This is a genomic window from Paenibacillus sp. NMA1017 (genome assembly GCF_058895805.1).
Window position 1 is genome coordinate 47,588 of the sequence record NZ_JBZXYR010000007.1, and the last position, 13,668, is coordinate 61,255.

At 47.6% G+C, this 13,668-nt stretch carries 12 protein-coding genes and 1 riboswitch; of the genes, 7 read left to right on the top strand and 5 right to left on the bottom strand.

The window, feature by feature from the left end; translation table 11 throughout:
• Positions 1-84 precede the first annotated feature (84 nt).
• The 4 genes from AC5ELV_RS17430 to nfsA all read left to right on the top strand — a co-directional run bounded on the left by AC5ELV_RS17430 (position 85) and on the right by nfsA (position 4,287).
• Positions 85-435 (top strand): metal-sensitive transcriptional regulator, encoded by a 351-nt coding sequence (locus tag AC5ELV_RS17430; protein ID WP_328801548.1) that lies wholly within the window; start codon positions 85-87, stop codon positions 433-435.
• Positions 436-490: 55 nt separating this feature from the next.
• Positions 491-691: a copper ion binding protein gene (locus AC5ELV_RS17435; RefSeq protein WP_013308457.1), complete on the top strand. Its 201-nt coding sequence runs from the start codon at positions 491-493 to the stop codon at positions 689-691.
• Positions 692-804: 113 nt separating this feature from the next.
• Positions 805-3,261, top strand: a complete 2,457-nt coding sequence (locus AC5ELV_RS17440) for a heavy metal translocating P-type ATPase (protein ID WP_493431174.1) — start codon at positions 805-807, stop codon at positions 3,259-3,261.
• A 282-nt stretch (positions 3,262-3,543) separates the two neighbouring features.
• The gene (gene nfsA / locus AC5ELV_RS17445) at positions 3,544-4,287 is read left to right on the top strand and encodes an oxygen-insensitive NADPH nitroreductase (RefSeq protein WP_493431175.1); all 744 of its coding nucleotides are present in this window, start codon (positions 3,544-3,546) and stop codon (positions 4,285-4,287) included.
• A gap of 145 nt (positions 4,288-4,432) precedes the next feature.
• Here nfsA and AC5ELV_RS17450 read toward each other — a convergent pair whose 3' ends face one another.
• From AC5ELV_RS17450 to AC5ELV_RS17470, 5 genes are all read right to left on the bottom strand, one after another.
• A complete protein-coding gene (locus AC5ELV_RS17450; RefSeq protein ID WP_493431176.1) occupies positions 4,433-5,308 on the bottom strand; it encodes a TatD family hydrolase in 876 nt (291 codons plus the stop codon).
• Complete coding sequence (locus AC5ELV_RS17455) at positions 5,301-6,251, bottom strand: ABC transporter ATP-binding protein (protein WP_493431177.1); 951 nt, start codon at positions 6,249-6,251, stop codon at positions 5,301-5,303. Before AC5ELV_RS17455 ends, AC5ELV_RS17450 begins: the two co-directional genes overlap by 8 nt.
• A gap of 44 nt (positions 6,252-6,295) precedes the next feature.
• Positions 6,296-7,072 carry an ABC transporter permease gene (locus AC5ELV_RS17460; RefSeq protein ID WP_493431178.1) on the bottom strand — a complete coding sequence of 259 codons (777 nt, stop codon included), beginning with the start codon at positions 7,070-7,072 and terminating at the stop codon, positions 6,296-6,298.
• Positions 7,069-7,362, bottom strand: a complete 294-nt coding sequence (locus AC5ELV_RS17465; RefSeq protein ID WP_493431179.1) for an MTH1187 family thiamine-binding protein — start codon at positions 7,360-7,362, stop codon at positions 7,069-7,071. The genes AC5ELV_RS17460 and AC5ELV_RS17465 overlap by 4 nt, the downstream gene beginning before the upstream one ends.
• 494 nt (positions 7,363-7,856) lie before the next feature.
• Entirely contained in the window at positions 7,857-8,900 is a 1,044-nt protein-coding gene (locus AC5ELV_RS17470) for an ABC transporter substrate-binding protein (protein ID WP_493431180.1), read from the bottom strand.
• A gap of 188 nt (positions 8,901-9,088) precedes the next feature.
• A riboswitch (TPP riboswitch) is annotated at positions 9,089-9,198 on the bottom strand.
• A 276-nt stretch (positions 9,199-9,474) separates the two neighbouring features.
• Here AC5ELV_RS17470 and AC5ELV_RS17475 point away from each other — a divergent pair.
• From AC5ELV_RS17475 to AC5ELV_RS17485, 3 genes are all read left to right on the top strand, one after another.
• On the top strand, positions 9,475-9,909 hold the full coding sequence (locus AC5ELV_RS17475) for a pyridoxamine 5'-phosphate oxidase family protein (protein ID WP_493431181.1): 435 nt from the start codon (positions 9,475-9,477) through the stop codon (positions 9,907-9,909).
• A gap of 223 nt (positions 9,910-10,132) precedes the next feature.
• Complete coding sequence (locus AC5ELV_RS17480; RefSeq protein WP_493431182.1) at positions 10,133-12,244, top strand: bifunctional 2',3'-cyclic-nucleotide 2'-phosphodiesterase/3'-nucleotidase; 2,112 nt, start codon at positions 10,133-10,135, stop codon at positions 12,242-12,244.
• A gap of 272 nt (positions 12,245-12,516) precedes the next feature.
• Positions 12,517-13,578, top strand: coding sequence for an EAL domain-containing protein (locus AC5ELV_RS17485; RefSeq protein ID WP_493431183.1), 1,062 nt, complete (start codon positions 12,517-12,519; stop codon positions 13,576-13,578).
• The last annotated feature ends 90 nt before the right edge of the window (positions 13,579-13,668 follow it).

Here is a 13,668-nt window from a genome sequence, read left to right on the forward strand (position 1 = left end):
AGGTTGACATACCCCATGGGGGTATATTATGATAGGGGTATAACAAATGTATAAATGCATATACACCACACAGGAGGCTGATGTATGGCTGAGGAGCAACCTGTTTCCCACACTGAAGCCCATGAGAATCACTGTGGAACAGATGGGGAAAAGACAGTTAGAAAAAGTCATCATTCGGCAGAATTCAAGAACAGCCTCGTATCCCGGTTGAACCGTATTGAAGGTCAGGTTCGCGGAATTAAGGGCTTGATTGAGAAGGACACTTACTGTGACGATGTACTGAACCAGATTGCGGCTGTCCAGTCCGCGCTGAATGGTGTCGGTAAGCTGCTGCTGGAAGGGCATATGAAAAGCTGTGTCATTGAGCGCATGCAGGCAGGAGAACAGGAAGTGATTGACGAGCTGCTGGTTACGGTCAAAAAGCTAATCCGTTAAGAGTAGTATTCATACACATTATGGGTACGGAAGTACCCCTGGGGAGGAAAAGAAAATGGCACAAGTTACATTGAACGTAGAAGGCATGAGCTGCAATCATTGCGTGAAGGCAGTAGAAGGAGCTTTGGAGAAAGTTGGCGCTACCGGCAAGGTCAGCCTTGAAACGAAACAAGTGAATGTAGAATATGACGAGTCCAAGCTGAATGTTGAAGCTCTGAAAACAGCCATTGAAGACCAGGGCTATGATGTTGTTTAAGCTGAAGATGCTTTATGTGTGAAAAGACTTGTTTCAAAGGAGAAGCTTCCATATTAGAAGCTTTTTCTTTTTGGATATGATATACCCCACTGGGGTATAAGAGGAGGGTTACCATGGAAAACCGTGCGACCGACGGTGACAAGCAGACAACGCTTCACATTACGGGGATGTCCTGCGCCGCCTGCGCAAGCCGTATTGAGAAAGGTTTAAATCGAATAGATGGTGTGGCACAGGCTAATGTGAATTTGGCTTTGGAGCAGGCGTCAATATCCTATGATCCCAAGCAGGTGGAGATCCCTGAGTTCCGCGATAAAATTGCTTCTCTTGGGTTTGGAACTGTAAGTGAAGAAGCCAATCTGAACGTGACGGGCATGACTTGCGCGGCCTGTGCAACCCGGATTGAAAAGGGATTGAATCGGATGCCGGGTGTAACAGGTGCCACGGTAAATTTGGCGATGGAAACAGCTCATGTGGAATATGCCGCGGGGAGTATTGCGGTTGGTGATCTGGTGAGCAAGATTGAACAGCTGGGCTACGGAGCGATCCCGCAGAGCGCTGAGGACAATATCGCGGATGTGCGCAGTAAGGATATCCATCGTAAAAAATGGAAGTGGATTGTGTCCGCAGTGCTGTCGTTTCCGTTGTTGTGGGCGATGGTGGCTCACTTTTCCTTTACGTCATGGATTTATGTGCCAGAATTGTTCTTGAATCCATGGTTCCAACTAGTGCTGACAACGCCGATTCAGTTCGTCATTGGTTGGCAGTTTTATGTGGGTGCGTACAAAGCGCTTCGCAACGGGAGTTCGAATATGGATGTGTTAGTTGCACTGGGTACGTCTGCGGCTTATTTTTACAGCTTGTACCTTACTCTGCGTCCGTCTGATGTCATGGAGGGAATGGCGGGGATGCCTGTCATGACCATGCCAGAGCTGTATTACGAGACAAGCGCGGTGCTCATTACGCTTATTTTGGTTGGTAAATGGTTTGAAGCAGTAGCTAAAGGGCGTTCGTCCGAGGCGATCAAGAGCCTGATGAGTCTACAGGCGACGACGGCACGTGTAGTACGTGATGGACAAGAGCTTGATATACCGATCGAACAGGTACGTGTGAAGGATATCTTTATTGTACGACCCGGCGAGAAAATTCCTGTCGATGGTGTGGTCGTGGACGGACGTTCCGCAGTGGACGAATCCATGTTAAGTGGTGAGAGTCTTCCGGTTGAAAAAGAGGCCGGTTCCGCAGTTACAGGGGCGACGCTCAATAAAAACGGGGTACTACGTATCCAGGCCGAGCGTGTGGGTGGTGATACGGCGTTGTCCCGTATTATTAAGGTCGTGGAAGATGCCCAAAACTCCAAGGCTCCAATTCAGCGGATTGCGGATCAGATTTCCGGTATTTTTGTCCCCATTGTTGTTGCTATTGCTGTGTTGGCCTTTATCGTATGGTTTTTCCTTGTGACGCCGACTGATTTTGCAGGCTCACTGGAGAAAATGATTGCAGTTCTCGTCATAGCTTGTCCTTGTGCGCTTGGATTGGCTACTCCAACGTCCATTATGGCAGGATCGGGACGTGCCGCTGAATACGGTATTTTGTTCAAGGGCGGCGAGCATTTGGAAATGACCCGTTCAGTCAACGCAGTGGTATTGGATAAGACAGGAACAGTTACGAACGGCAAGCCAGAGCTGACGGATGTTATGGTTGGTGCAAGCGGCTTGGCTGAAAACGATTTGCTGCGGTTGCTCGGTGCAGCAGAAAAAAGCTCAGAGCATCCGCTGGCGGAAGCCATTGTAAAGGGGATTGCAGATCGAGGAATTGAGCTGGTAGGACCGACAGATTTTGAAAATATTCCGGGTTATGGTGTGAAGGCGCATGTGGAAGGTAAGCAGGTATTGGCGGGTACACGCCGATTGATGAGCAGGGAAGGCATCGCAATAGATGACTCAGCCGAGCAGTCTATGAATGAGCTGGAAAACGCAGGGAAAACCGCGATGCTGGTCGCTGTGGACGGTTCCTATGCCGGACTGGTGGCCGTAGCGGACACGATTAAAGAAACGTCACGGGAGGCCGTTGCCCGTCTGCGGGCGATGAACATTGAAGTCATCATGATTACGGGTGACAATGAACGGACTGCGCGGGCTGTTGCCGCCGAGGCTGGAATTGAACGAGTGCTGGCGGAGGTGCTGCCTGAAGGAAAGGCTGAAGAAGTGAAACGGCTTCAGGAGCAGGGCATGATCGTAGCTATGGTTGGGGATGGTATTAACGATGCGCCTGCGCTGGCTACTGCTAATATTGGGATGGCGATGGGCACGGGAACGGATGTGGCCATGGAGGCGGCGGATATTACCCTCATGCGCGGCAACCTGAACAGCATTCCTGATGCGATCGAAATGAGCCGCCGGACTATGACAAACATACGGCAAAATCTGTTTTGGGCGCTCGGTTATAACGTGATCGGTATTCCAATTGCCGCTTTGGGCTTCCTTGCCCCATGGTTGGCGGGAGCAGCCATGGCATTTAGCTCTGTTTCGGTTGTGCTGAATGCACTGCGTCTCCAACGGGTGAAGCTGTAAATGTATGGATGTATCAGCAGGATAGCGTGCTGTCGGACATCTGTTGCGAGATAAAGTTATTATCAGAGTATAGAGCAAGTACGCACAATTGGTTTTCTGCGTGCTTGCTTTTTGTTGTGTTTGGTTTTTTAAACCATACTGTTAACCTTCATCACGTCAGGTTGCTTATCATTCGTGAAAGTTTCATAATATTTGTAGGAGTGCCATGCAAGAACTTCTTCGTATACTCACAAGCTTGAAGTAGATAAAGAGCTTATATTATGGATTAGGAGTGAAGCAGTCATGAATGATACGATTTCCTTGTTGATGAATCACCGGTCTGTGCGAAAATTCAAGTCAGACGCCGTTACCGACGAGCAGCTCGCAGCTATTGTGGCAGCTGGCCAAATGGCTTCCTCGTCCAGCAATGTGCAGGCATATACCGTTATTGCCGTCACTGAGCCTTCTTTGAAAACAAAACTGGCCGAGTTAGCAGGAGGGCAGGCTTACGTTGAGCAATGCCCCGCGTTTCTGGTATGGTGCGCAGACCTGTATCGTTTGAAGCAGGCCACGCTCCACCATCAGCCAGGCCAGCCTTCCTACGAAGGGTCCGTCGAAAATTATACGGTTGCGACTATTGATGCCGCGTTAGCTGCACAAAATGCAGCGGTAGCCGCTGAATCACTGGGTCTGGGCATCGTCTATATTGGGGGCATTCGTACTAAAATAGCAGAAGTATCCGAGCTGTTAGGATTGCCTGAATTGGTATATCCAGTGTTCGGTATGTGTATTGGCGTACCAGATCAGGAAACGGGCTTGCGTCCACGTCTACCACTGTCCGGTGTTTTGCATATGAACGGCTACGACAAAAATCAAACGATGAAAGCTGTAGAGGTATACGATCACACATCAGCCGAATATTTGAAGGAACGTACGGGCGGTCAACGCTCTACGCCATGGTCTGAGCAAATGGCCACAAGACTGACCGAGCCGGCACGCTTGCAGTTGAAGCCGTTTTTGGAACAGAAGGGTTTCTTGAAGCAATAAAAGTTGAGTAGCGACAAAAAACTCTGCAAAATAAAAGAACCTCCTTATTTACGCATGATGAAGTCCAGCGTAAATAAGGAGGTTCTTTGTTTTGGTTGCACGTTGTGGTTGTAAACCTTGCAGTCAGTAAATAGCTGGTATGCCTTTATCCATCAGATAGTGAGTAAAAGCGTCTCGTATTATCATGAAATAATTGACGTACGTCAGATTCATCTTGATAGGTTAGCTTGCTATACGCGCGAATGACGTCGGCAGTCATCCGTGGATGTGTCTGTTGCCCGGTAAAAGGCCCCTCGAACGGCCAGGGACCGTCTGTCTCTGCCATGATCTGATCAGACGGATACTGTCTTGCCAAACTGCGGATCTCTTCTTCGTACAGGAGATCCGGTGTGAAGGAGACATAATAGCCGTTCCGGGCCATACGTTGGGTCGTGGCGGCAGAGCCTTTGAACCAGTGAAAATGCGCCTGTGTGACGCCATGACGTTCCAAAAGGTCACAGGCGATGTCTGCGTCTTCATAAACGGCGTGCAGGACAATGGGCTTATTATGCTTGCTTGCAAACTGGATAAAACGCTCCAGCAGCGCTATGTAGGGAGCAAGGTCAAAAGGTGAACCGCTCTGTGAGGCTTCCAGCCGATTGTAAAAGGGCAAGCCGACTTCCCCCACGGCGACCATCTGCTGTATATGTTCGTCCATCCAGTCGAATAAGAGGTCAAGCTCAGCTTGTGGTGGAAGAGCCTGTTCGGGATGAAAGCCAAAGGCTGGTCGTACCAGCCTAGGGTAACGCTCAGCTAACCATAGATTGGCTCTGCTGGAGAATAGGTGCATCGACACGGCTATCACGGTTTGGACGCTGCTATTGGCAAGTGAAGCGAGCAATAACTCCTGTTGTTCAGGCGGATAGCTGTCTACATGAATATGCGCGTCGATCAATGGAGCGGGTTCAATTGCGGTCAAATCCAAGCCTAGCTTTGTTTGGCTGTTCCATTTCAATGCACATCGAACTTTTACGTCACTCATGCCGATTCAATCCATCTTCCGGGATATTCTTGTGGACGCTCTGAGCATTGTCCATGTCGCCGTCCAATTTGTGCTTTTCCTCGCGCATCCAGCTGGTCATGGTCCGCTTCCATTCAATAAAGAGCGGATCGAGGGTGATTTCTTCCCTACGCGGGCGGGGAAAAGGGACATCTACGACATGCACCACCGAAGCAGGTCGCGCCGACAGCACATAGATGCGGTCGGAGAGCATCAGCGCTTCTTCAATGCTGTGGGTAATAAACAGCACAGAGCGGCGGTTCTTCTCCCACATGCGCAATAACCATTGCTGCATGTCTGCACGTGTCAGCGCATCGAGTGCGCTGAACGGCTCATCCAGCAGCATTAATTCCTGCGGGCTGAGCAGTGCGCGAAGAAAGGCTGCGCGCTGTTGCATTCCACCAGACAGCGTATGTGGATACGCCTTGGCGAATTTACCAAGTCCAACCTGTTCGAGCCATTGCAAGGCTTCTTTGCGACGCTCGCGTTCACTGGCGTACTCAGGGGGGACTGCTGTAGTTTTACGTGGAGCATTTTCCTGCCCAAGCAGTACGTTGTCCAGCGTGGTACGCCACGGGAAAAGGGCGGGCTGCTGTGGCATATAGCTGATATGCCCACGTTCACCAGTCATGTCCCGTCCGTGCATACGGATACGTCCCTGCTGTGGTTTGAGTAGCCCGCCGATGATGTGAAACAGCGTGCTTTTGCCGCTGCCTGACGGACCGATGAGAGAGACAAATTCTCCCGGCTTGACGGTTAAGGATACATCCTGCAGTACAGGCAGTAAGCTTCGCTTTTCGCGGAAGGCGAGGCTGATGCCTTCCAATTCCAAAGCAGGAGGAGCAGTTGAAGTACTCTGCTGTTCCCCGGCTCGTTGTTCATTAGCCACGTTATGTGATGATAAGCCAATCGGATGCAGACTCATATGCGCCACGTCCTTTCCTTTGTGTATTTAATTTAAGGAGGAAGCTACTCTCGATCGGGTTTCCAGCGAACCAGCCATTTCTCCAGTAGTAAAATAACCACAAACATGAGTAAGCTGAGTGCGACAATAATGCCGATGGCAGCAAAAATGAGGTCCGTGCGATAGGCCGATTTTTGCAGCAGCATATAATATCCAATTCCTTCACTAGCTCCGATCCATTCGGCAATGATCGCGCCCATCACACTATAGGTAGCAGCAATTTTAATGCCAGAAAAGACTTGCGGCAGGGAATGTGGCAGCTCCAGCTTCATAAAAATAGCCATGCGGCTTGCACCCGACATCCGCATATAGTTCATCATCGTACGGTCTGTTCGAGTCAGCCCGTCCATGGCCGCTACAGCCACGGGGAAAAAGCATACTAAGGTAATGACCATCAGCTTGGGTAGCACACCAAAACCAAACCACACCATGAGTAGCGGCCCCAGGGCGATGATCGGAATGTTTTGGCTCAGGATAAGCAGCGGATACAGGGCGGATTTGAGAAAAGGAATTGTATGAAGAACGATGGCGATCAACAGTCCTGTTGCTGTCCCTATAGCGAATCCCGCAAGTGTCAGGCGAATTGTAGCCCATGTATGGGCACCAAGCAGCGCCATCTGGGCCATGCCCTCTTGTACGATGAGGGATGGAGCAGGCAGCAGCCAGGATTCAACATGCAAATAGGAAACCGCCCCCTGCCAGGCCGCTAAAAAGAAGAGGACCGCCACAAAGGGCGGCCATACGCTTTTCCACCAGGATGCGTTCTTGCCTTTCGGATTCATGGGCGATATTTCTCGGTCAGCTTGTTCATGCTGATGCCTTGTAGGTTATGTGCGATTTTGATCTGTGAAATGACGCTGGGACTGCCCGCCTCCGTCAAAGCCTCGTGCATTTCTTTAACCACTCTCAGCAACTCGTCGAGTTCGCCCTCCATGGTCGTATCCAATGGATTCACCTGATGTTTGACGCCGGAGCGTTGAATGACCTCAATCGCCTTATCAACATACGGGTAAGAGTCCTCGTTATTAGGAGTTTTAGGGATTACTTGAATACTGAGCAGTGTATTAGCCATGGAAATTCACCTGTCCTTCATTTGGAGTGTTTTAGAGAAAATCGGGTGGTTTAAGGCGGGTGAGACCGCTTCGCGTTTCATTTGATCTTACGATCGCTGTTGCCGTGGGATTCTTTGAATAAATTTTAAAAGGTAAGAATCCAACGGCAAAGGCGAACGCTGCGCTTCTCCAGATTCAAATGAACCGCTACGCTGCCAACCGCCTTAAAAGCACCTTATTTTTAAAGCTAGGTTGTGTGGCATTTTTACACACAAGCGCATCTGTTTTTGCGCTTTAGATACTATGAGACTAAAGAATAACCAAGTGGAACGAGAACGAAGTGGGCGGAATGGTGCTGTACAAGCGTTAGCGTTCGCCTTTGTACCCAGATTTTAACCTCTGGATATTCATAAAAGAAATCTGGGTACAACAGCGATGGGAAGCACCATCCGACTGCGTAGTGGCGCTTCGTTCTCTTCTCTAGTTCAGTCTTATTTAGCGTTTTAACAAATGATCAGCGCTTGGGCAAGAAGTCGTTTGTGAAGGCTTTATCCACTTCCAAAGGCTTGCTGAGCAGCTTGCGTTCGTACATCCAGTCCGAATAGTTTTGCCATATCTCCGCTTTTTGCACACCCCATTGCGCGGCATCGTCCTGATAACGCGGGCTTAGCCATTTTTGGCTGGCAAGTACCAGCTTTTTATCCAGCTCCGGTACAGCTTTGCTTAAGATGTCCGCGGCTTCTTCCGGATGGGCGATGGTGTATTCATAGCCTTTTGCGGTAGCGTCCATGAACGCTTTGACCAGCTCTGGATCATTTTTTATCGTCTGTCCGTTGCTCACAATTACAGGCGTATAGTAATCGAGGCTTTTGGAATAATCTTTTACATACAGCATATCCAAAGGCTCACCTCGAAGCTGGGCTTCGATTCCGGTCCATGCGTAGAAAATCCAGGCAAAGTCGATATCCCGCTTCACGGCTGTAAAATAGTCTGCATTGCCCATGTTGACGATCTTCACTTTGCTCACATCGCCTTTGTCTGAATCCATGATGGATTTCATGACCGCTTCTTCTACGGGAGAGCCCCAACCGCCGTATTTTTTACCTTCAAAATCTTTCGGGCTCTTAATTCCGCGATCTACCGGGGCTGCGAAGCCTGAGGTATTATGCTGAATCACCGCAGCGATGGATACAAGCGGCACGCCTTGTGTACGAGCCTGTGTGACGCCTTCTTGGTAGCTGATACCAAAAGGTGCAGCATTAGAAGCAACCATTTGATCGGCTCCGCCTGAACCAGGTTGAACAATTTGGACATTCAAGCCCGCTTTTTCGTAAAATCCTTTGTCCTTGGCGACATAGAGTCCCGTATGATTCGTATTGGGTGTCCAGTCGAGCACGACTTTAACATCTTTGAGCTCCTTTGCCGGAGTAGACGTTTGAGTGTCGGTAGCGGTAGCCGGTTCTTGGGATGTGGGGGGACTTCCACCGCAAGCGGTGAGGGTCAGGGCCATGAGCCACAGACTGATCAGTCCCAGGCTTAACATTTTCATGCGCTTCATCGTTGTGTTCTCTCCTTTAATTACCCGTTATCCGTCCAATCAGACAGCTTAAGTTCCCCATTTTCTAAAAATAACATCTGCCGGACGCGATCTTTCCAACTTAATCTTCAACAAAAAAAGCGCCCCGAGTTTCCGGGACGCTTGCGCTTGTATATACCAAAGTAAGGGATGGTCCTATGTAAAAAGGGCACATCTTGCTTAAGCATTCCTACGCTGGCATTACCCAGATCAGGTTGTAAGGGTCAGTGTCTTGGGACACACTCTCAGCCGGCCGATTCCAGCACCCCTGGCATTGTATGGTTTAATGGGTTCATTTATTCGGGTTTACTACGACGATTATATGCCTTGAATGCGGGTCTGTCCAGCATGAAGGGAGAGATGACGGTTCATTTGCCGAACGACAGGGTACACTTTTACTGTGAGCTTTGATCTGAAAATGAGCGTGAATCAATCCGATTCGATCCGGTCGTGTTATTTTCAGAACAGCTGCGCAAGTAGGTTCAGATGGGCTGGTGCCCAATGGCATGGCCGTAGAGAATTCGAATTCTAATTCGTGAAAAGGAGTTGTTGTACTGTGGGTAAAACGGAAACATTGGATCGCAACCAACTGGAACAAGCCATTGTGAAGGCTTTGGATAACAACAAATTTTGCTCGTTAGGTACGGTAGAGGGGGGCAAACCGAAAGTACGCTATATGGCCCTTTTTAACGATGGAATGAACATTCATCTGGCGACAGATCGCAAAACGCATAAAGTGGATGAGCTAAAGGACAATCCGAATGCTTATCTGCTGCTGGGCTATGAAGTTGGCGGTACGAAGGAAGTCGTAGAAGTGGAGGCTACCGTCCAGATTACAGCTGATGAGGGACTACGCAAACAAGTGTGGAACGATTCCTTGAAGGAATGGTTTTCAGGACCAGACGATCCCGATTATGTCATTTTGGACGTGAATCCGACTCGCATTGAGTATGTGGGTCAGCAAACGGAGCGCCAGATGTGGAAGAAATAATACGAATATAAATGGATAAACCAGTGAATCTCCGAGCTTTTTTAGGGGGTGTGCTGGTTTTTTTATGTTTGAGAAAATTAATTATTTTTTCATAAATAATTTTAAGTAAATGACTACTCTTTTGTCTGGCGTTGGATTAAAATAGAAATGGTGGGTTCAAGGCTTACATATATGTGCAAAAGTATGTATATGAGGCATACACCTTAATGAGGAGGGGTATATTTTGTTATTTCGTAAAAATGGGTTTAAAGGTTTGACAGCAGCCGTTGTAGCTTGTAGTATGCTGGTGTTTTTAGCCGCTCCATCCTGGGCAGCTAGCAGTTCCAGCAATTCTCGCGATAGCGCTACGGTGAATTTGCGAATCATGGAAACAACGGATATTCATGCGAATCTGATGAACTATGATTATTATTCGGACAAAGAAACCAACGAATTTGGATTGGTCAACACAGCCGGATTGATCCAACAGGCGCGTAGTGAAAAAAGAAACAGTATGCTGTTTGATAATGGTGATTTGTTACAAGGCAATCCACTAGGCGATTATATGGCCAGAAATAGAACCTTCGAGAAAGAAGGCGGTATCCATCCAGTCTACAAGATGATGAACTTGATGGGATATGATGCGGCTACAGTGGGCAACCACGAATTCAACTATGGGCTTGACTTTCTGGATAAATCTCTCAAGGGAGCTGACTTTCCTTACGTAAATGCGAATGTTTATGTTGATAAGGAGGGGCAAGCTACTAAAAATTATTTTACTCCTTATCAGATTTTGGACAAAACAGTAACGGATGAAAAGGGCGACGATCATACTCTTAGAGTGGGCGTCATCGGCTTGGTCACACCTCAAATCATGCAGTGGGATGAAGCTAATTTGAAGGATAAGGTTGTTACGAAAGATATTGTGGAAACAGCGAAAAAGTTTATTCCACAAATGAAAGCAGAGGGTGCTGACATTATTATCGTGCTTGCGCACACAGGTTATGAAGATGTGCCGCAAACGCCAATGATGGAGAATGCCGTTAAATATTTGAGCCAGGTGGAAGGAATTAACGCGATTCTGTTCGGCCATGCTCATAAATCGTTCCCCGGCCCTGATTTTAAAGATATGAAGGGTGTAGATTTAGATAAAGGAACCATTAACGGCGTACCGGCGGTGGAAGCTTCTTCATGGGGCAAGGATCTGGGTATTATTGATCTTAGTCTAAAAAAGAAAAACCGCGATTGGAGAGTACTTGACTCTCAGTCTCAAGTGCGACCGATTTTGAGTGCCAAGGATCAAACTTTGCAATTTAATCCTGACACTAAATTGAAAGACGCGATCCAGAGCGAGCATCAAGGAACGCTGGATTATGTTCGTCAACCTGTTGGAACAACGACTGCACCGATTACCAGCTATTTTGCATTAGTGCAGGACGACCCTTCCGTTCAAATTGTGACGAATGCACAGAAATGGTATGTTCAAAACCATCTCAAAGGAACTGAATACGAAAAACTTCCAGTATTGTCGGCAGGCGCTCCATTCAAGGCCGGCGGTCGAAACGGAGCCGAGTATTACACCAATATTCCTGAAGGTACGGTAGCGATTAAAAATGTGTCCGACCTGTATGTGTACCCGAACACAGTTCATGCTGTAGAAGTGACCGGTGCTGAAATTCAGGAATGGCTGGAGTGGTCTGCGGGGCAGTTCAACCGTATTGATCCAAAGCAAACTGAGGAGCAATCGCTGATCAACAAAGATTTCCCAACCTATAATTTTGATGTCATTGACGGTGTGAATTACCAGATTGATGTAACTCAGCCTGCACGATATGATGCCAAGGGGACGATTATTGATTCTTCAGCCCATCGTATCAAGGATCTGCAATACAATGGGAAGGCTATTGATCCTGAGCAGAAATTTATCGTAGCCACCAATAACTATCGTGCTTCCTCATCCAAACTGGCTAATCCAGATGGCAAACGAATTGTGATGGCAGCACCGGATGAAAATCGCCAGGTCATTATTGACTATATCCGTACGAACGGAACGATTAATCCAGCGGCGGATGGCAATTGGTCTATTGCTCCTTTTGGTCAGGCAAAGGTTACTTTCGAGTCCTCTCCTGATGCCAAAGATGTGCTGGCAGGAAATCAACAAATTTCATACTTGAGTAGCGCGGCAGACGGTTTTGCCAAATACAGCTTAAAAGCTGGCGCTAAGCCTAGTGCAGCAACGACTCCTGTAAAGGAAGCTGTGGCTCCCGCGAAAGCAACAGTAAAGCCAGCTGCTAAAACGACCAAACCTGCGGCTGTTAAACCAGTTAAAACAACGAAGCCAAAGGCGTCCAAATAACTTCGCATTTTAGTTTCACTCCATATCAGAATGAAGCAGCAAGTCTCTTTAACCAAGAGATTTGCTGCTTTTTTTAATACCAAAAACAACAGCCCTCGAATTATCATGAGTGTAAAAAGGTATTGTTTTTGTCGAATATATACTTAAGTCCTAAGTTGTCGTTAAGAATAAGCTGATTTTTTGTAAAATCACGTAATTATATAGTACTTTTGTTCTAGTTATTTGTGATATAATGGTGAAAAAACCGGAAAATTGTTCCGAGGAGGACCATTATGACATGCAGCAATTGCAGCATCATATTACCTATTAAGGATCAAGGATTGCTCAGAATTAGGCATTCCAGGATGTCGCTTACTCCAGCATTAGATGGTTTGGGTATGCTATCGGAACAAATGAAGCAGGAACATGGGCGTGAGGGCGGCATAGAGTTTCGCTATGACAGCCGTTCAGAGCTGGAACAGCTAGTTAACGGACTGGCTCGTCTGCCGCAGGAATACTTGAACCATATACAAGTTGTGGTGACCGGCTTGCATCATGTCGAAGGATATGAGGACTGGCTTTTATTTAGTCAATTGCAAGCCAGACTGCAACATCCGGATATCGTGAGTATTATTAAGGATCAAAGTTTTTCCAGCCATATGCAGCCTATTGTTGACCACAAGCTGAATATTATCGGGTTTGAGTTTTTACTGCGTCCGTCACATGCAGAGAGACCTTTTCAGCCTTTCCGACTGTTTGAAATCGCCCGTGAAGCTGGCTTGCATGCTCATCTGGATCGCTCGGCTCGTATTTCCGCTATTGAAAAAAGTGCAATATGCCTTCCGGCGGGGATTAAACGTTTTATTAACTTTCTCCCTTCCACCATTTATAATCCGGCTTATTGCTTGAACCACACCTTTGAGACGATTGATCGGTTATCCATGAGTACGAAGGATTTTGTATTTGAGGTTGTAGAAACGGAAGAGATAGACGACCTTAATTTTTTGCATCATATCTTTGAGCAATATCGTAATCGAGGAGTTTCAGTTGCCCTGGACGATGTGGGGGCAGGTTATTCTACGACAGAGCTTATGAATTGCCTTCAGCCGGATTATGTTAAAATTGACCGCAGTATAATTGACGGCTGTCATAGTAACAGTGATCAGAAGCGACAAATTGCAGGGATTGTAGAATCGGCTTTTCGTTTTGGAGGCCAAGTGTTGGCTGAAGGCGTAGAGCAGATGGAGGATTTTGAATTTTGTCGTGAAGCAGGTGTGTCCCTGGCACAGGGTTATTTGTTTGGCAAGCCGGAGCCCGGTCCGCCCTCCAATTTTATACTTAGTAGCGTAGTATAGTCAGGAACAAAATTAAGTAGACGTATTTTATAAAAATTGGAGCTTAAATAAGGCAGTGGCATAAGCAAATTCCGATTCTATTGAACACCG

Bases quoted from the DNA above. Each gene is read 5' to 3' on its own strand.
- AC5ELV_RS17430 (WP_328801548.1), top strand. From the start codon at position 85: ATGGCTGAGGAGCAACCTGTTTCCCACACTGAAGCCCATGAGAATCAC.
- AC5ELV_RS17435 (WP_013308457.1), top strand. From the start codon at position 491: ATGGCACAAGTTACATTGAACGTAGAAGGCATGAGCTGCAATCATTGC.
- AC5ELV_RS17440 (WP_493431174.1), top strand. From the start codon at position 805: ATGGAAAACCGTGCGACCGACGGTGACAAGCAGACAACGCTTCACATT.
- nfsA (WP_493431175.1), top strand. From the start codon at position 3,544: ATGAATGATACGATTTCCTTGTTGATGAATCACCGGTCTGTGCGAAAA.
- AC5ELV_RS17450 (WP_493431176.1), bottom strand. From the start codon at position 5,308: ATGAGTGACGTAAAAGTTCGATGTGCATTGAAATGGAACAGCCAAACA.
- AC5ELV_RS17455 (WP_493431177.1), bottom strand. From the start codon at position 6,251: ATGAGTCTGCATCCGATTGGCTTATCATCACATAACGTGGCTAATGAA.
- AC5ELV_RS17460 (WP_493431178.1), bottom strand. From the start codon at position 7,072: ATGAATCCGAAAGGCAAGAACGCATCCTGGTGGAAAAGCGTATGGCCG.
- AC5ELV_RS17465 (WP_493431179.1), bottom strand. From the start codon at position 7,362: ATGGCTAATACACTGCTCAGTATTCAAGTAATCCCTAAAACTCCTAAT.
- AC5ELV_RS17470 (WP_493431180.1), bottom strand. From the start codon at position 8,900: ATGAAGCGCATGAAAATGTTAAGCCTGGGACTGATCAGTCTGTGGCTC.
- AC5ELV_RS17485 (WP_493431183.1), top strand. From the start codon at position 12,517: ATGACATGCAGCAATTGCAGCATCATATTACCTATTAAGGATCAAGGA.